General features: G+C 71.3%; 17 protein-coding genes. 5 read left to right on the forward strand and 12 right to left on the reverse strand.

Annotation, left to right across the window (positions count from 1 at the left end):
• Window positions 1–13 precede the first annotated feature (13 nt).
• The 4 genes from ACFFJC_RS06365 (at window position 14) to ACFFJC_RS06380 (ending at window position 3,989) form a co-directional block, all read left to right on the forward strand.
• Entirely contained in the window at window positions 14–316 is a 303-nt protein-coding gene (locus ACFFJC_RS06365) for an Hpt domain-containing protein (protein ID WP_379486654.1), read from the forward strand.
• 87 nt (window positions 317–403) lie between these two features.
• Window positions 404–1,585 carry a hypothetical protein gene (locus ACFFJC_RS06370; RefSeq protein WP_379486655.1) on the forward strand — a complete coding sequence of 394 codons (1,182 nt, stop codon included), beginning with the start codon at window positions 404–406 and terminating at the stop codon, window positions 1,583–1,585.
• A gap of 35 nt (window positions 1,586–1,620) precedes the next feature.
• Entirely contained in the window at window positions 1,621–2,595 is a 975-nt protein-coding gene (locus ACFFJC_RS06375; RefSeq protein ID WP_379486656.1) for a hypothetical protein, read from the forward strand.
• Complete coding sequence (locus ACFFJC_RS06380) at window positions 2,595–3,989, forward strand: sensor histidine kinase (protein ID WP_379486705.1); 1,395 nt, start codon at window positions 2,595–2,597, stop codon at window positions 3,987–3,989. The genes ACFFJC_RS06375 and ACFFJC_RS06380 overlap by 1 nt, the downstream gene beginning before the upstream one ends.
• Before the next feature lie 3 nt (window positions 3,990–3,992).
• Here ACFFJC_RS06380 and ACFFJC_RS06385 read toward each other — a convergent pair whose 3' ends face one another.
• The 3 genes from ACFFJC_RS06385 to gltX form a co-directional block, all read right to left on the reverse strand.
• Window positions 3,993–4,190 (reverse strand): hypothetical protein, encoded by a 198-nt coding sequence (locus ACFFJC_RS06385; protein ID WP_379486657.1) that lies wholly within the window; start codon window positions 4,188–4,190, stop codon window positions 3,993–3,995.
• A gap of 139 nt (window positions 4,191–4,329) precedes the next feature.
• Window positions 4,330–5,613, reverse strand: a complete 1,284-nt coding sequence (locus tag ACFFJC_RS06390; protein WP_379486658.1) for a citrate synthase — start codon at window positions 5,611–5,613, stop codon at window positions 4,330–4,332.
• A gap of 13 nt (window positions 5,614–5,626) precedes the next feature.
• Entirely contained in the window at window positions 5,627–7,087 is a 1,461-nt protein-coding gene (gene gltX / locus ACFFJC_RS06395; RefSeq protein WP_379486659.1) for a glutamate--tRNA ligase, read from the reverse strand.
• Between the two features lie 194 nt (window positions 7,088–7,281).
• Between gltX and ACFFJC_RS06400 the strand changes: the two genes are divergently transcribed.
• On the forward strand, window positions 7,282–9,453 hold the full coding sequence (locus ACFFJC_RS06400; protein ID WP_379486660.1) for a ComEC/Rec2 family competence protein: 2,172 nt from the start codon (window positions 7,282–7,284) through the stop codon (window positions 9,451–9,453).
• 256 nt (window positions 9,454–9,709) lie between these two features.
• Here ACFFJC_RS06400 and lexA read toward each other — a convergent pair whose 3' ends face one another.
• From lexA to ACFFJC_RS06445, 9 genes are all read right to left on the reverse strand, one after another.
• Window positions 9,710–10,432 (reverse strand): transcriptional repressor LexA, encoded by a 723-nt coding sequence (gene lexA, locus ACFFJC_RS06405; RefSeq protein WP_379486661.1) that lies wholly within the window; start codon window positions 10,430–10,432, stop codon window positions 9,710–9,712.
• Between the two features lie 100 nt (window positions 10,433–10,532).
• Window positions 10,533–11,753: a molybdopterin molybdotransferase MoeA gene (locus tag ACFFJC_RS06410; RefSeq protein ID WP_379486662.1), complete on the reverse strand. Its 1,221-nt coding sequence runs from the start codon at window positions 11,751–11,753 to the stop codon at window positions 10,533–10,535.
• A complete protein-coding gene (moaC, locus tag ACFFJC_RS06415; protein WP_379486663.1) occupies window positions 11,750–12,235 on the reverse strand; it encodes a cyclic pyranopterin monophosphate synthase MoaC in 486 nt (161 codons plus the stop codon). The genes ACFFJC_RS06410 and moaC overlap by 4 nt, the downstream gene beginning before the upstream one ends.
• Window positions 12,236–12,355: 120 nt before the next feature.
• Window positions 12,356–13,147, reverse strand: coding sequence for an indole-3-glycerol phosphate synthase TrpC (trpC, locus tag ACFFJC_RS06420; protein ID WP_379486664.1), 792 nt, complete (start codon window positions 13,145–13,147; stop codon window positions 12,356–12,358).
• A gap of 10 nt (window positions 13,148–13,157) precedes the next feature.
• Window positions 13,158–14,150, reverse strand: coding sequence for an anthranilate phosphoribosyltransferase (gene trpD / locus ACFFJC_RS06425; protein WP_379486665.1), 993 nt, complete (start codon window positions 14,148–14,150; stop codon window positions 13,158–13,160).
• A complete protein-coding gene (locus ACFFJC_RS06430; protein WP_379486666.1) occupies window positions 14,147–14,746 on the reverse strand; it encodes an anthranilate synthase component II in 600 nt (199 codons plus the stop codon). The genes trpD and ACFFJC_RS06430 overlap by 4 nt, the downstream gene beginning before the upstream one ends.
• Complete coding sequence (locus ACFFJC_RS06435) at window positions 14,743–15,543, reverse strand: phosphodiester glycosidase family protein (RefSeq protein WP_379486667.1); 801 nt, start codon at window positions 15,541–15,543, stop codon at window positions 14,743–14,745. Before ACFFJC_RS06435 ends, ACFFJC_RS06430 begins: the two co-directional genes overlap by 4 nt.
• Window positions 15,537–16,073 carry a YcxB family protein gene (locus ACFFJC_RS06440; RefSeq protein ID WP_379486668.1) on the reverse strand — a complete coding sequence of 179 codons (537 nt, stop codon included), beginning with the start codon at window positions 16,071–16,073 and terminating at the stop codon, window positions 15,537–15,539. Before ACFFJC_RS06440 ends, ACFFJC_RS06435 begins: the two co-directional genes overlap by 7 nt.
• Window positions 16,070–17,617, reverse strand: coding sequence for an anthranilate synthase component I family protein (locus tag ACFFJC_RS06445; RefSeq protein ID WP_379486669.1), 1,548 nt, complete (start codon window positions 17,615–17,617; stop codon window positions 16,070–16,072). Before ACFFJC_RS06445 ends, ACFFJC_RS06440 begins: the two co-directional genes overlap by 4 nt.
• Window positions 17,618–17,634: the final 17 nt, after the last annotated feature.

Consider the following 17,634-nt stretch of genomic DNA (forward strand, 5'->3'; position numbering starts at 1 on the left):
CTATCCTGGGGAAATGGCTTATGAACCAGGCGCATTGGAAGCGACGCTCGCTGCCGCGGCAGGCGGGGATCCCGCGCTTGCGGCGGACCTGCGCGCCGCTTACCGCGAAGGCGTCGCACGGCAGGTCGACCTGCTGGGCCGGGCGCGCTGCGACGGCAACTGGAACATGGCCGCGATGCGGCTCAAGGGCCTTGCCGCCAGCTTCCATTCGGCCGAGCTGCTGGAACTGGCGGAGGCCGCGCTGGAGGCTGCGCCCGGCGAGCCGACGGTGGTGCGCAGGCTCAAGGCGTATCTCCAGGCGTTTTCCGGAGGCTGACATCCCCTTTCGCTTGGCACCCGCGCCGGCCTTGCCTAAACCGGGGCAGGGTGCTGGAGTTGAATTTTGCGGATAGCGTTGCTGGCCATGACGGAGCCCGCGGGAGCGGGGCAGCCGTTCTCGCGTGCATTCCTGCGAGTCGCGGGTGCGAGCATCGCGCAGCACCAGCTCGGCCTCGCGCTCGCGCTCGATTGCCAGCGCATCGTGTGCATGGCGCGCGGCACCTCTCCCGAACTGATCGCCCTCCAGCATGACGCGGAGAACGCCGGGCTCCAGTTCACCATCGCCACCGGTCCCTCGCAACTCGCCGGGCTGGTGACGGCGGGCGACGAACTCGTCGTCATCTCGGAGGGGCTGTTCGCCGACCCGGCCGACGCCGTGGCGCTGCTGGACGGCCGCGCGCCGGTGGTGCTGGTCCAGCCGGTGGAAGGAGCGCTGGCCGCCGGGTTCGAGCGGATCGACATCAATCGCGCCGGCGCGGGGCTCATGCGCGCGCCGGGACACCTGGTGGAGCGGCTCCACGAACTGCCCGCCGATTGCGACGTGCCCTCCGCGCTGACGCGGATCGCCCTCCAGTCGGGCGTGGCCATGCGCGAAGTGCCGGTGAACATCCGCTCCGGTTCGGGGTGGCGCATGATCCGCAGCGAGGCCGAGGCTTATGCGCTGGAGAACGAGTGGCTGCGATCGCGCTTCGCCGAGCCGGGGGGCAGCCCTCCCGGCCGGGCGGTGGCCCGCTTTGCGGTGCTCAGCTTCGGCTCCTCGCTGCTTCACGCCGGGAATGCCAGCAACATCGTTTCGGCCGCCGTCCTTGCGGCGCTAGCGATCGCCCTGGGTTTGGGCTGGTTCGAGCTGGCGGCCGCGGGCTTCGCATTCGTGGCGATCGCTTGGGTGCTGACCGAAGCCAGTAGGCTGCTGCGCGCAGCCGAGCGGCACGCGCTGGGGCAACCGGCCCCCGCGATACCGAGGGCGGACGCACTGGTGTGGCTGGTGGACGCCGTGTTCACGGCGATGGTGCTGCTCGATACCTCCCGCTTCGTGGGGGAGCCGGTGCTTGCCTGGCTCTGCACCCCGGTGATCCTGATGCTGCTGCTGGTCCTGGTGCCGCGGGTGTCGGGTGGCACGGCCGCGGCGTGGATCGCGGACCGGGCGGTGCTCGGCGCCGTGCTTGCGGCGGCCTCGGGCTTCGGGCAGGTCCTGCTGGTGGTGCGCTTGCTGTCGGTGGGGCTGCTGGCGGCGGCGTTGCTGCTGCCACCCCGGCGTCACGGCTAACACAGGTTTAACCATATGGCGCCTAGACCCGTCCCATGATCGAGGAAGCGGTCCATAAGGCCGGCCCAGAGGGCGTCGAAGCGGCACTGCGCGAGGAACTGGCGCGGGCGGATGCCGTGGCCGGAACCGCTCTGCCGATCCTGCGCTACCTGGTCTCGCTGGAGGACGACTGCCTGTTCGGGGAGGATGTCCTGGCCCGCGTGCGCGGCATGATCGCCGACCTCGCCGCAGAAGTGCTGCACGCCCTCGCCGGAGAGGCCCGCCCCTGTGGCCACGTGGGAGGCGACGTCGACGTGCTGACCCGCGCCTTCGTGGACGATGCGGCGCTGCTCTCGCACGTCCATGCCCTCGCGGTGGAATGGCAGCTGACCGAACGGCTGCAGCTGCGCCTGGGCCTCGATCCGGTGTTCTCGCCCCTGCTGAAGGAGGGCATGGCCTCGGTCGATCCCGCGGTCCGGCACCTCGCTTCGGCCTTCCTGGCGGCGCAGGGGCGCTGGTGCCAGGTGCAGCGGCGCATGAGCCTGCCCCTGCGCGATCTGCCGGAGGCGGTGCGCGAGGGCGTCTTCGCCATCTTGCGCAAGCTGGTCGGCCGCGACGGGGATCTTGCGGACCGGCTCGATCGGCTGCACGCCGCCGAAGGCCCGTCTGGCCTGGAACCGTCGCGGGAGGCGCTGGCCGCCCGCCTGGTGACCGCGCTGGCAGCGGCGGGTGCCGCACTGTCGCTCCCCCATGCCGGGCTCGCGCTCTTCCTCTCGGCCGTGGCTGGCGGTTGCGGCGCGACGCGCGATGCGGTGATCGGCGCGACGCACGAACGGCAGGCGGCGCGCTTCGCCCTCATGCTGCGCGCCGTGGGGCTGCCCTCCGCGTCGATCACCCGCGCGCTGCTCGCCCTTCACCCCGCGGGTGTCCCGCTGCCACCGCTCGACCCGCTGCAACCCGAGCAGGCGCGCGCGCTCCTCGCGGCCGCACCCGTCCTGGCCCCGGCGGCCCCCGTTCCGGCGCACACGTGATGCTGGCCAACGGCAGCATCCTGGCATCGGGACTCAGCGACGGGGACGACCGGCTGCTGGCGGCGGACGATCCTCTGGCCGGGCTCCACTTGCGCTGCGGGGGCGAGCTGCCGGGCACCATCGCCATTCCCGATCTCCTGCAGCTGGTGCGCCAGGTGCGCCGCTCGGGCCTGGGGCTGGCGCGGACCATTCACGCGCACGACGGCAGCGACGCGATCTCCGCCTGGGTCGAGGTCGAGCCGGCCCAGGACGGGTCGGCCAAGGGCGGGTCAGGCTGCGCCATCCGCGTGCACAGCTGGCAGGCGGCGCCGCTGCCGCTGGGCGACGACGCCGCGGCCGAGCGGCGCAGGCTGTCGATCGACCGCCACCTGGCGGAGCTTTCCGCCTGGCTCGACGCCGGGCAGCGCCTGATCGCGGTGCTCTCCGACGTGCCGGAGCTGGGTGAGGTGACGGCAGCGATGGCGGCAGGCACCGGACGGCACTGGACCGATTTCCTGCAGCCCGAGAAGGGGATCCACCAGCAGCCGCTGCACTGGCGCCTGCTCGACGGATCGGCGGTGGCCGTGCCCGGATCGCGCCGCAAGTGGCGGGTCACCCTGGTCCCGCACCGCCGCCCCGGCTTCGAGCCGTCCGGCTTCGAGCTCCTCCTGCTGTCCGACCAGGCCCCGGCGGAGATTGCACCTGCGGCGGCGGTCGGCGGCATCGCGCCCTTGCCCCGCCGCCTTGTCGGGCAGGATCTCGCCCCCGTCCTCCAGCAGCCGATCGCGCGGATCGTCGCCAATGCCGAGACGATCCGCACCCGGCTCGCCGGGCCCCTTCCTGACGCCTATGCCGACTATGCGGGCGAGATCGCCAGCGCCGGCGCGCTCCTGCTCGCTCTGCTCCAGGACATGGCCGACCTCGAAGTGGTGGAGGCGGAGGGGTTCGCGACCGTGCCCGACCGCATCGACTTGTCCGAGGTGGCTCGCCAGGCGGCGGGCATCCTCGGCGTCCGCGCGCGCGAGAAGGGCATCGTGGTGATCGCGCCCCCGCCCGAGCAGACCCTTCCCGCGACCGCCGAGTTCCGGCGCGTGCTGCAGGTCCTGCTGAACCTCGTCGGCAATGCGATCCGCTACGCGCCCGAGCACTCGCGAGTCGCCATCGCGCTGGAGCCTGCGGAGAATCGCGCCCGCGTGATCGTGGCGGACGAGGGTCCCGGCCTCAGCGCCGAAGAGCAGGTCCGCGCGTTCGAGAAGTTCGAGCGGCTTGGCCGCAGCGGCGACGGCGGCTCGGGGCTCGGCCTCTACATCTCGCGCAGCCTGGCGCGGGCGATGGGGGGCGACCTCACCGTCCAGAGCACACCCGGCGAGGGCGCGCGCTTCATCCTCGAGGTTCCTGCCGACGCCGAGGCTTGATCGTCAGCCCTTGCGGGCCAGCCAGACGACGATCCCGCCGACCACCACGAGAACCGCGCCCCGAACCGCCCAGCCGCGGTCCGCCAGCATGAAGCTGTCCTCGGGCCACAGCACGACGCCGGTGCCCTGGCCGACCCACAGGAGGCCCAGCGCTATCGCCAGCAGGCCCAGGATCATCGCCAGAAATCGAATGAACAGCATGTTTTCGCGCCCCGTTTGCCACAGGATGATCCCGGGATGCGGCGGGATTGTGGCGGGAAGGCGAAGGCCGCGCCATAAGAAAAAGCCCCCGCTTGCGCGAGGGCTTTCCCTAAGGACCGCGACGGCGCGCGGCCTGTCGTCAGCGCTGGTCGAGCGGCACGTAGTCGCGCTGCGTCGGGCCCGTGTAGAGCTGGCGCGGACGGCCGATCTTCTGGCCTGGATCCGAGATCATCTCGTTCCACTGCGCGACCCAGCCCACCGTGCGCGCCAGGGCGAACAGGACGGTGAACATCGTGGTCGGGAAGCCGATCGCGGAGAGGATGATGCCCGAGTAGAAGTCGACGTTCGGAAACAGCTTCTTCTCGACGAAGTACGGGTCGTTGAGCGCGATCTCCTCGAGCCGCAGCGCGGTCTCGAACAGCGGGTCGTCGACCTTGAGCGCCTCGAACACCTCGCGCACGGTCGACTGCATGACCGTCGCGCGCGGGTCGTAGTTCTTGTAGACGCGGTGGCCGAAGCCCATCAGGCGGAACGGGTCGTTCTTGTCCTTGGCGCGCTCGATGTAGTGCGGGATCTTGTCGGGCGTGCCGATCTCGCGCAGCATGTTGAGCGCCGCCTCGTTGGCGCCGCCATGCGCCGGGCCCCACAGGCAGGCGATGCCCGCCGCGATGCACGCGAAGGGGTTGGCGCCCGAGGAGCCGGCCAGGCGCACGGTCGAGGTCGAGGCGTTCTGCTCGTGGTCGGCATGGAGGATGAAGATCCGGTCCATCGCCTTCTCGACCGCCGGGATCACCTCGTACTCTTCCGCCGGCACGCCGAAGGTCATGCGCAGGAAGTTGCCGGTGTAGCTGAGCTTGTTGTCCGGGTAGAGGAAGGGCTGGCCAACCGAGTACTTGTACGCCATCGCCGCGATCGTCGGCATCTTGGCGATCAGGCGGTGCGAGCTGATCTTGCGGTGCTCGGGATCGGCGATGTCGGTCGAGTCGTGGTAGAACGCCGAGAGCGCGCCGACCACGCCGCACATGATCGCCATCGGGTGCGCGTCACGGCGGAAGCCGCGATAGAAGGTGGCGAGCTGCTCGTGCACCATGGTGTGGCGGGTGATGGTGGTCTCGAACTTCTCGAGCTCCGCCTTGCTCGGCAGTTCACCGTTGAGGAGCAGATAGCTCACTTCCATGAACGACGAGTTCTCGGCCAGCTGGCCGATCGGGTAGCCGCGGTGCAGCAGCACGCCTTCGTCGCCGTCGATGTAGGTCAGCGCCGACTCGCAGCTCGCCGTCGAGGTGAACCCGGGGTCGAACGTGAACTTGCCGGTCTGGCCGTAGAGCTTGCGGATGTCGATCACGTCGGGTCCCACGCTGCCCTTCAGGATCGGGTAGTCGTAGTCCGCGCCGGAAGCGCTCAATTTTGCCTGATCACCCACCAGTACTTTCTCCTTATGCCTGCGACCCGGCGGAAACGTTCGCCTGCGCGCCGATGCGAGCCAGGCTTTCCTCCCGTCCGAGCAATACCAGTACGTCGAAAATCCCCGGCGATGTCGTCTGACCCGTCAGGGCTGCCCGCAAGGGTTGCGCGAGCTTGCCGAGACCCACTTCGAGTTCCCCGGCCAATGCCTTCAGATTGTCTTCCAGTCCCTCGAGCGTCCAGTCAGCCGAACCGGACAGGCGCTCGTGAACCGTGCCGAGCCGCTGGCGCGCCTCGTCGGTCAGGAGCGCCGACGCCTTCTCGCTCATGGCGAGAGGGCGCTTGGCGAACAGAAAGCCGGAGCCTTCTGCAAGTTCGTTGAGGTCCTTGGCACGGACCTTGAGCACGGGCATGGCGCGCGCCAGCAGCGCGGCGCCGCTTGCGTCCACGCCCTGCCCGGAAGCCGAGAGACGGGCCGCCACCAGCTCGGCCAGGCGCGCATCGTCGGCCTCGCGCAGGTAGTGCCCGTTGAGGTTCTGCAGCTTGGCCAGGTCGAAGCGCGACGGCGACTTGCCCACATCGGCCATGTCGAACCACGCGACCGCCTGCTCGCGCGAGATGATCTCGTCGTCGCCGTGGCCCCAGCCGAGCCGCAGCAGGTAATTGAACAGCGCCTCGGGCAGGATGCCGAGCTCGTCGCGGTAGCTGTCCACGCCGAGCGCGCCGTGCCGCTTGGACAGCTTCGCGCCGTCCGAGCCATGGATCAGCGGAACGTGGCCATAGACCGGCACGTCCCAGCCCATCGCCTCGATGATGACGAGCTGGCGGAAGGCGTTGTTGAGGTGGTCGTCGCCCCGCAGAACGTGGGTGACGCCCATGTCGTGGTCGTCCACCACCACTGCCAGCATGTAGGTCGGCGTGCCGTCGCTGCGCAGGATGACGAAGTCGTCGATTTCCTCGTTCTTCACCGTCACCGAGCCCTGGACCAGGTCCTCGATCGTGGTCTCGCCCGCGCGCGGCGCCTTCATGCGCACCACCCACGGGGCGTCCGCGGGCCAGGTCGACGGGTCGGCATCGCGCCACTCGCTGTCGATCCGGAACGGGCGACGCTCTTCCTGCGCCTTCTGGCGGCGCTCGGCGAGCTCCTCGGGCGTCAGGTAGCAGCGATAGGCGTGCCCCGTGTCGAGCATCTGCGCGGCCACTTGCGCATGGCGGTCGGACCGCGCGAACTGGAAGACGGGCTCCTCGTCCCCGCCGAGGCCGAGCCACGAGAGGCCGTCGAAGATGGCCTCGATGGCCGGCTCGGTCGAACGGGCGCGATCGGTGTCCTCGATCCGCAGGAGGTACTTGCCGCCGTGGTGGCGGGCGAAGAGCCAGTTGAACAGAGCGGTGCGGGCGCCGCCGATATGGAGATAACCCGTGGGCGAGGGGGCAAAGCGCGTGACGACGGCTTTCGTGCCCGCCGCTCCGCCCGATGCACTGCCGCTTGCCATCGACCCAACCTTCCTGTCCTATGCCAGCCATGGCGAGCCAGGCGGCGACTTTCTCTGACCGGCCCCGGGTTCCTGCGGGTGCCGCTGCACTGCAGCAGGGGCCATGGAACAGCGGAGCCGACTTGTCGAGGGGTTTGGCCGCCCTCGAGCGATTTCTTTCGCAGGCCGGATTCGATCGTGCGCCGTGGCTCGTAGTGGCCTTCGGCAGCGGCATCGCGGCGTGGTTCGCGCTGCCGTCCGCGGCGCACTGGATCGCCCTGTGCGCGGGGTGCGCCCTGGTGGCCGCTGCGGCGCTCGCGCCGTGGTCCGGACGCGACCGGTGGCCGTACCTCGCCGCCGCGCTGGCGGTGCTGCCGCTGATGGTCGCGGCGGGTTGCCTAACCGTCTGGGCGCGGTCCGCGGCGGTGGGCGAGTCGGCGCTCGCGCGGCCCATTTCCGGCGTGTTCGTCGGGCGCCTCCTGGACGTCGAGCCGCAGCCTGCGCTCGCCCGCGACCGCCTCGTCATGGCGGTGCGCGAGCCGGGCACGGGACGGGCGCTGAAAGTGCGGATCAACGTGCCGGCCGAGGGGCTGTCGAGCCGCCCGGCCCTTGGCGACCTGGTGCGGTTCCGGGCGCGCCTGATGCCGCCCGCGGCGCCAATGCTGCCCGGCGCCTACGACTTCGCGCGGACCGCCTGGTTCAAGGGCATCGCTGCGAGCGGTACCGCCCTTGGTCCGCTGGAGGTGATCGAAAGGGGGGACGGCTCGCGCGGACGGCTCGCCGCGCTCCGGCAGGGGCTGGCCGATCACATCCGGCAGGGCATCGGCGGGGAGGACCGGGCCGCGGGCCGGAACGGGCCCGAGGTGGGGGCCGGGGGCGGCGCCGGCATCGCCATCGCTCTCGTGACGGGCGATCAGGGCGGCATCCCCGAAGCCGACGCCGAGGCCATGCGCGATTCCGGTCTGGCGCATCTGCTCTCGATCAGCGGGCTTCACGTGTCCGCGGTGGTGGGTGCGGTGTACCTGCTGGTGGTGCGGGTGCTCGCGTTGTTTCCCTGGCTGGCGCTGCGGGTGCGGCTGCCGGTCGTGGCCGCCGGCGCCGGGGCCCTGGCGGGGCTGGGCTATACGCTGCTCTCCGGCGCCGAGGTGCCGACGGTGCGATCGTGCATCGGGGCGCTGCTGGTGCTGGCCGCCCTGGCGCTCGGGCGGGAGCCGCTGTCGCTACGGATGCTGGCGATGGCGGCATGGTGCGTCCTGCTGCTCTGGCCCGAGACGCTGATGGGGCCGAGCTTCCAGATGAGCTTCGGCGCGGTGCTGGCGCTCGTCGCCGTCAGCACGTCCGCACCCGCGCGGCGGTTGCTCGCCCCGCGCGACGAGCCGGTCGGCACGCGGGCCTTGCGACACCTGGCCATGCTCTTGCTGACCGGGGTTGTCATCGACCTCGCGCTCATGCCCATCGGCCTGCACCACTTCCACCGAGCCGGCGTCTACGGGGCGCTGGCGAACATGCTGGCGATCCCGCTCACGACCTTCGCCGTCATGCCCTTGCTCGCCGGCGCGCTCCTGCTCGACGTGGTGGGCGCGGGCTGGCCGCTGTGGTGGCTCGCCGGCCGGGCGATCGACCTGCTGACCGGCATAGCGCACGCCTTCGCCTCGCTGCCGCATGCGGTCACCACGCTGCCGGCCGCGGGTCCGCTGCCCTACGTGGCGTTCGTCGCTGGAGCCCTGTGGATCGGGATCTGGAGCGGGCGGGTACGCTGGCTCGGTGCCCCGCTGGCCGCGGCGGGCGCCGCCCTGTTGGCGCTGGCCCCGCATCCGGACATCCTGGTCTCGGGAGACGGGCGGCACGTGGGGATCGTGACCGAAGGAGGCGACCGCGTCTTCGTGCTGCGGGACGGCGGCGAAGGCTACGCGCGGGACAACATGATGGAGCTGGCGGGGCTGGAGAGAGAACCGGCCGCTCTCGACCGCTGGCCGGGCGCACGCTGCAATCGGGACTTCTGCGTGCTTGCGATGGAGCGGGGGAAAGGGACGGTGCAAGTGCTCGTCTCGCGCGGGCGCGATGCGGTGCCCGAACGCGCACTCGCCGCCGCATGCGACCGGGCGGACATCGTCATCTCGGACCGCTGGCTGCCGCGAAGCTGCCATCCGCGCTGGCTGAAGGTCGACCGGACCATGCTCGGCCGCACCGGCGGACTGGCGATCCGGGTCGACGCCCGGCGCATTCATACGGTGGCCGCTGGGCAGGGCGAGCATGGCTGGTGGCGTCCCGCCGAGCCGACCCCCTGCCGCCGCGCCGCTTCGCTGCCTGCGCAGCGCTTCCCTGCCCCGCAGGAGAGCGGTGGAGCGGCTCGTGGCTGTCTGCGCAGTCCCGCGAAACCTGTGTGAACGCCTGCCCGAACCGGTGGCCGCGCTATAGTCGGCCCGCGTTGATCGAGAGGCAAGCTGCGGCGCGCGCGCGGGCAGGGGGCCGCCGCCGCCACAGGACAGGACCGCGATCAGCCCTCAAGCTGGTCGAAGTGGCCTTCGCAAAGGATGGGCGGACAGGACGATGCCGGCGAGGTGCGATAAGGAGACGCAACGTGAAGTGCGCCGCCAATCCCTGCCGCGTCTCCGCCTCCGCTTCCGCGAAGTCGGCGCGCGATCAGTGGTAGCGGCGGAGCAGGCCGGCCAGCTTGCCCTGGACTTCCACTTCGTCGGGACCGTAGATCTGCGGCTCGTAGGCGGCGTTGGCGGGGTCGAGGCGCACGAGACCGCCCTCCCGGCGCAGGTACTTGAGCGTTGCTTCCTCGCCGCGCACCAGGGCCACGACGATCTCTCCGTCGCGCGCGGTGTTGGTACGCTTCACCAGCGCGAAGTCGCCGTCGAGGATGCCGGCCTCGATCATCGAGTCGCCGGACACCTCGAGCGCGTAATGCTCGCCCGACCCGAGCAGGGCGGCAGGGACGGGCAGCGTCGACTGGCCTTCGAGAGCTTCGATCGGGACGCCGGCGGCGATGCGGCCGTGCAGCGGCAGTTCTATGACGTCGTTGGCGGGCGCCGGCGTCCGCTGCGGCGACCGGCCCTTGCCTGCCCCGGTTGCTGCTGCCGCTGCCGCTGCCACCGAAGCGCTGCCGGAGGCAGGGGCGGGACGCACCGCCTTGGTGCCGGTATCGTCGGGCAGGCGCAGCACTTCGAGCGCGCGGGCGCGGTTGGGCAGGCGGCGGATGAAGCCGCGCTCCTCGAGCGCGGAGATCAGGCGGTGCACCCCGGACTTCGACTTGAGGTCGAGCGCTTCCTTCATCTCTTCGAAACTGGGGGAGATGCCGCTCTCCTCCAGCCGGGTCTGGATGAACCGGAGCAGTTCGTGCTGCTTGCGCGTCAACATTGTCGCTGCCCTTTCATGAACGCCGCGCCGGGGACGCCCCGACCACCCATGTTCTCCTAGTGAACATTGGGAGAACAATCAAGCAACGATGCGCATTTTTTCAAGCGATCCCGCCGCTTGCCAGCAGATAGACGCGCACCTCGTCGCCGGTCGCGGCGGCGGGGGCGAGGGCCGGTCGGTCGATCAGCACGTTGCTGGCCGAGAGCGAGGACAGGGCGCCGCTGTCCTGCAGCGTCAGCGGCGTCACCGCGGCGCCGTCCCACTGCGCGCGCAGGAACTCCCGGCGCGGCCCATTGGCGCGGACCGGGGCCGCCAGGCGCGTCGTGACCTGGCGCGCCACCGCGTCACGCGCGCCCAGCAGCGCGCGCAGGAGCGGCATCAGGAAGTGGTAGGCGGTGACGAAGCTCGACACCGGATTGCCGGGGAGGCCGAGGATGATCTGCCGCCGCCCGGCGCGCTCGCGCGTGGCGACCAGGATCGGCTTGCCCGGCTTGATCGCCACGCGCCAGAAATCGAGGCTGGCGCCCCACGCCTCCAGCGCCGGGCGGACCAGGTCGTGGTCGCCCACCGAAGCGCCGCCGCTGGTAACGATGACGTCCGCCTCGGCCGAGGCCTCCAGCGCCGCGGTGATCGCCTCCAGCGTGTCCTCGACCGGACCGAGGCGCCGGGCGTCGACCGGGAGCGCGCGGGCGAGCGCGAGCACCATGGCGCCGTTGCTGGCCGGCACCTGGTGCGGGGCGCAAGCTTCGGGATCGGCGGCGAGCTCGTCCCCGCTGTCGATCACCACCAGGCGCGGCAGGCGGCAGACGGGCAGGTGCTTGTGCCCTGCGGCGAGGGCGAGGGCGACCTGCGCCGGGCCGAGGAGGGTGCCCTGGGCAATGACTTCGTGCGAGTCGGCGAAATCCATGCCGCAGGGCCGGATGTGCTTGTGCGCCGGATGCGGCGCTTCGCCCGAGAGGTGCAGGCGCTCCGCGTCGCGCGCCACGTCCTCCTGCAGGATCACGGCGCCGGTCCCTTGCGGCAGCACCGCGCCGGTCGAGACCCGCACTGCGGTGCCGCCCGACACCGCGCCCGCGAAGGGGTGCCCCGCCGCGCTTTCACCGACAATCCGCCACGGCCCGGCGAGGTCGCCGTGCGCCACGGCATAGCCGTCCATCGCCGACAGATCCGCCGCGGGCTGGGTGCGGCGGGCATGCAGCGGCGCGGCGAGGTAGCGCCCGAGCGCGCCCTCGACGTCGACCCGCTCGATCGGGAGCGGCGCGGCGAGGGCGAGCAGGCGCGCCTGGGCGTCCTCCAGCGGCATCGGCGGCGGCAGGCTCATGCGCGGTGATCCTCCGCCTTCCAGTGCCCGGACTTGCCCCCGCGCTTCTCGACAAGGCGGACCTCGCCGATGACCATGCCCTTGTCGAGCGCCTTGGCCATGTCGTAGATCGTCAGGAGCGCGACCGAGGCGGCGACCATCGCCTCCATCTCCACGCCGGTCCGGCCGGTGAGCGAGGCCGTGGCCGTGGCACGCACCGCATCCGCCTCGAACGCGAAGTCGAGGTTCACGGCATCGAGCATCAGCGGGTGGCACATCGGGATGAGCTCGCCGGTGCGCTTGGCGGCCATGATCCCGGCGATGCGGGCGGTGCCCAGCACGTCGCCCTTGGGTGCGTCTCCGGCGCGGATCGCGGCCAGCGCCTTCGCCGACATGGCGATGCGGCCCGAGGCGACCGCCAGGCGCTGCGTCTCGGCCTTGGCGCCGACGTCGACCATCCGTGCCGAGCCATCGGAATCGATGTGGGTGAGGGACTTGCTCATGGGTGGCTTGCGATCCCGGAAGAGGTTGTACGAACGGCACGGCCGCGCGTGCAGTTCACCGGGATGGCAGATTCGGCGCGTGTAGGACAGAGCCAGGCCGCAAGTTTTCGGGGCGCGGCCTCAGCCCCCGGTGAGCAGGGCGCGGGTGGCCGCCTCCACGTCCTCCTGGCGCATCAGGCTTTCGCCCACCAGGAAGGTGCGGGCGCCGCAGCCGGACAGCCGCTGGAGGTCCGCATGCCCGTTAATGCCGCTCTCGCTGACCAGCAGCGTGCCTTCAGGTGCCAGCGGGGCCAGGCGCTCGGTGGTGCCGATGTCGGTGACGAAGCGCTTGAGGTCGCGATTGTTGACCCCGATCAGCCGCGAGCGCAGCCGCGCGGCGCGCTCCATCTCGGCCTCGTCGTGGACTTCGACCAGGCAGTCCATGCCCCGCTCCAGGGCCGCCGCCTCGATCTCCGCCATCAGCACGTCGTCGAGCGCGGCGACGATGATGAGAATGGCGTCGGCGCCGATCGCGCGCGCCTCCGCCACCTGCCAGGGATCGACCATGAAGTCCTTGCGGATCACGGGGAGCGCGCAAGCGGCCCGTGCGTCCATCAGGAACGCCTCGTGCCCCTGGAAGTAGGGGGCGTCGGTGAGCACGGACAGGCAAGCCGCGCCCCCGCGGGCGTAGGCCACCGCGTGCTCGGCGGGGCGGAAATCGGCGCGGATCAGGCCCTTGGAGGGCGACGCCTTCTTGATCTCCGCGATCAGCGCGAATCCGCCCGCTGCCCTTTCGCGCAGCCGCGCCTCGAAGCCGCGCGGCGCGTCGTGGACGGCGGCGCGGGCGTCGAGGTCGGCGATCGTGGCGTAGCCCTTGCGGTCGGCCACTTCCGCGCGCTTGGTGTCACAGATCTCGGTCAGCTTGTCGGACATCGGTTCCTCGTCAGCCGCGGGTCGCGGCGATCCAGCAGTCGAGCAGGCCCTTGGCCAGGCCCTTGTCGATCGTCTCCGCCGCTTCCTCGACCCCCTCGGCCCAGCTCGCGACCTCTCCGGCGACGAGCAGGGCAGCGGCGGCATTGAGCAGCACGGCATCGCGGTACGCGCCGCGCTCGCCCATCAGCAGCGCATGGAGCGCCTGCGCGTTGTGCGCCGGATCGCCGCCGCGGATCGCCTCCACCGGAGCGGCGGCCAGGCCCGCCTCCTGCGGGGTCACGCGCCGCATCGACAGCTCGCCGCCGCGCACGTCGGCGACCTCGTTGCCGCCGGCCAGGCTCAGCTCGTCCAGTCCTTCGTCGCCCGAGACCACCATCGAGTGGTCGGTGCCCAGGCGCAGCAGCGCGTCGGCATAGATCGGGACGTAGGCGGGCCGGGCGATGCCCACCAGCTGGCGGCGCACCTGCGCGGGATTGGCGAGCGGTCCCATCAGGTTGAAGATCGTGCGACGGCCCAGCGACCGGCGCAGCGGCATCAGGCGCGCCATCGCCGGGTGATGGCGCGCGGCGAAGAGGAAGCCGATGCCGATCTCGGACAGCGTCGATTCGGCGGTCTCCACCGCGCGGTCGAGATCGAGGCCGAGCGCCTCCAGCGTGTCCGCCGCGCCCGACTTGGAACTGGCGGCGCGATTGCCGTGCTTGGCGACCGGCACGCCCGCCGCGGCGACGACGAGCGACACCGCGGTGGAGACGTTGAGCGTGTGGTAGCCGTCGCCGCCCGTCCCGCAGACGTCGATGGCGTTCTCGGGCGCCCGGACCGCGACCATGCGCGTCCGCATCGCGCGGGCGGCGCCGGCGATCTCGCTCGCGGTCTCCCCCCGCTCGGCCAGCGCGATGAGGAAGCCGGCGACCTCCTCCTCGGGAACTTCGCCGTCCAGCAGGGCACCGAAGGCGGCTTCCGCCTCGTCCTCGGCGATGGGGTGCTGCGGGTCGGGAAGGATCATGCCGCCGCCGGCCGCTCGGGGTGCTTCGCCTCGAGCCCGCAGGCGTTCAGGAAGTTCGCCAGCATCGCATGGCCGTGCTCGGTGGCGATGCTCTCGGGGTGGAACTGCACGCCGTGGATCGGCAGGCTCGCATGGCGGAAGCCCATCACGTGGCCGTCGTCGGAGCGCGCGTTGACGACGAGCTGCTCCGGGATGTCGTCGACGATCAGCGAGTGGTAGCGCGTGGCGGTGAAGGGCGAGGGCAGACCGGCGAAGACGCCGGACCCGTCGTGCGTCACGGGCGAGGTCTTGCCGTGCATCAGTCCCCCGCGAACGACCTTGCCGCCGAAGTACTGGCCGATCGACTGATGGCCCAGGCACACGCCCAGCAGCGGCTTGCCCGCGTCGGCCGCGGCGCCCACCAGGTCCAGGCTGATGCCGGCCTCGTTGGGCGTGCAAGGGCCGGGCGAGAGCAGGAAGCCGCTGGCGCCGCTGGCGATCGCCTGGCCGGCGGAGAGCGCATCGTTGCGCACCACCTCCACCTTCGTGCCCAGTTCCATCAGGTAGTGGACCAGGTTCCAGGTGAAGCTGTCGTAGTTGTCGATGACGAGGATCATGGTTTCGTCCCAGTTTTCCCGCCCATTGCCGTTTTCTCCACGACGATCAAGGGCCCGAGCGGCGGCCCGCCGTCCACCCGTCCGTGCTCCGGGTCCCAGAGCGAGGAGACGCTGCCGTCGAGGAACAGCGCGTTGGGGCAGCGCAGGCGATCGCGGAAGTAGCGTGCGAGCCGGCCGAACGAGACCGGCTCGTCCGAGATAACGAAGTGGGCCCGCCCCTTGGCGTCGACGCCGACGCCGTTGCGCAGCTTGAGCGAGGCGCCGTTGGCGTCGATCCCGGGGTGCAGCTTCCCGCCAATCACCAGCATCGGGCCGGACTGGGTGCCGAAGTCCGGCCGGTCGGTCACGGACTTCGCGAAGTCCTGCGTGGTGCGCACGTGCCAGCTTCCTCCGGCATCGCCGTAGAACACGCCGTTGGGGAGCAGGTGGAAGTTGCCCCAGCCTTCCTTGGTGTTGAGCGCGTGGAGCTTGCGGCCTTCCTCGACGTAGTAGCCGATGGGCAGGCCCTCGGCGTCGAACATGCCGCCATTGGTGGCGAAGGCGACCTCGGGGCTCCTGGCCGGGCGGTCGACCGCAAGCTGCGACAGGCTGCGGTAAGGCGCACCGCCCTTGGGGCCGAGCACCGCATGGATGGCGTGGCGCCCGGGGACGGCGGTGCAGTGGGTGAAGCTCGTGCCCTCGAACGTCGCACCCTCGCAGGGCGGCGGGGGCGGCGCGGTGCGGTCCGGCGCGGCGTCGGAGGAGCAGGCGGCGAGAAGGAGGGCGGCCCCCGCGCACGCGAGGCCGGCCCTCAGCACCGGGTCGCCACGCCGGCGCGGACGAGTTCCGCACGCAAGGCGGCCAGGCGATCGGCCGGGACCTGGGCCTTGGGCACCGCATGGAACATCGCCTTGGTCCGGAACATCAGCAAGAGCCGCTCGTCTTCGGTCCAGCTCGACAGCATCTGCCATTCGAGATTCGAGCTGCCCAGCTCGTTGGCGATGCGAATACCCCGGTTATCGAACTCGTGATGAGTTGGCAGGCCGTCGAGGTGGAGCTGGGGCCACGTCTTGCGTGCCGACCTGGGAATGCACCAGCGCCAGTAGACGCCCAGAACCGCCATCACGACCAACGCCAGTGCGACGCCGGTCGCCATCTCCGAAAGCGCTCCGATCAGGCTCGGCCCCTCATCGACGAAGCGGATGGCGATGAACATGAGCGAATAGAGGACGGAAGTGGTCGCCACGAACTTGGCAGCGCCTCGCCAGAGCATCCGCCGGCGCACCATCAGCCAGTTGGCGGCCAGGTATTCGTCGAAATCCAGGGTGATCGTGAACTGTCCGCTCACTGCCCGAACCCGGCTTCTCCCGCCACACGGATCGCTTCGCGGGCGGCGGCGAAGAGGGCGCCGCTCTTGGCTTCGCACTCGCGCTGCTCGTACGCCGGATCGCTGTCGGCGACGATGCCGGCACCGGCCTGGACGTGGAGCACGCCGTCCTTGAGCAGGCCGGTGCGCAGGACGATGCAGCTGTCGACCGAGCCGTCGGGGGCGAAGTAGCCCACCCCGCCGGCGTAAGGGCCGCGCGTCTCGGGCTCGAGCTCGGCAATGACCTCGCAGGCGCGGACCTTGGGCGCGCCCGAAACGGTGCCCGCCGGGAAGCCGGCCAGCACGGCGTCGATGGCGTCGTGCGCCTCGGTATCGAGCCGGCCGACCACGTTGGAGACGATGTGCATGACGTGGCTGTAGCGCTCGATGGTGTAGCTGTCGGTCACCTCGACCGTCCCGGCTGCCGCGACGCGGCCGACGTCGTTGCGGCCGAGGTCGAGCAGCATGAGGTGCTCGGCCCGCTCCTTGGGATCGGCCAGCAGCTCGACCTCGTTCGCCTTGTCCTGCGCCGCGGTTCGCCCGCGCGGGCGGGTGCCGGCGATCGGGCGGATGGTCACCTCGCCCTCGCGCACGCGCACCAGGATCTCGGGGCTGGATCCGATCAGCGCGAAGCCGGGCAGGTCGAGGAAGTAGAGGAAGGGCGAGGGGTTCACGCGGCGCAGCGCCCGGTAGAGCGCCAGCGGTGGCAGGGGGAACGCGCAAGTGAAGCGCTGCGCCAGCACCACCTGGAAGATGTCTCCCGCCTCGATGTAGTCCTTGGCCCGCAGGACCATCGCCCGATAGTCGTCGGGCGCCACCACGGCGCTCTGCACCGGCTGCGGCAGGTCGGGGGCGTCCACGGCGCCAGCCCCAATCGCGGGCACGGGGCTGGCAAGGGGCACCGGGGCGGGTGCGGCAAGGCGGCGGAGCGCCTCGTCGATCCGCTCGGCGGCACGGTCCGCCTCCTGCCCGGGGTCGCCGTTCCCGGGCCACACGGGCGCGACGCAGAACAGCTCGTCCGAAAGCCGGTCGAAGATCAGCACCAGCGAGGGCCGCACGAACAGCATGTCCGGCAGCTCGAGCCGGCTCTGCGGTGCGCGCGGCAGTTTCTCCACCAGGCCGATGGTCTCGTACCCGAAGTACCCGACGATGCAGGCCAGCGCGCGGGGCAGGGCTTCGGGCACATCGCACCGGCAGCTCTTGACCAGCGCGCGCAGCTGCGTGAGCGGGTCGCCCTCGAGCGGGGCGAAAGCGGCGCGGTCGGATTGCCAGCTGCGGTTGATCTCGCAGGCGCGCCCGCTGGCGCGGAACACCAGATCGGGGTCGAGGCCCAGCAGGCTGTAGCGCCCCCGCGTCTCGCCGCCCTCGACCGATTCGAGCAGGAAGTCGCCGCGCCCGTCCTCGATCAGCTTCGCGGCCACGCCCACCGGGGTCTCGGTGTCCACCACCAGGCGGCGCCAGACGAGCGCCGGCCCGCCGCTCGCGAGCTGGGCCAGAATCGCGGACCGATCGGACTGGCGCTCCATGCCTGCCTGCCGCGCCG

Origin of the sequence: Novosphingobium soli, from assembly GCF_042432915.1 — a bacterium.
Lineage (GTDB): Bacteria > Pseudomonadota > Alphaproteobacteria > Sphingomonadales > Sphingomonadaceae > Novosphingobium > Novosphingobium soli.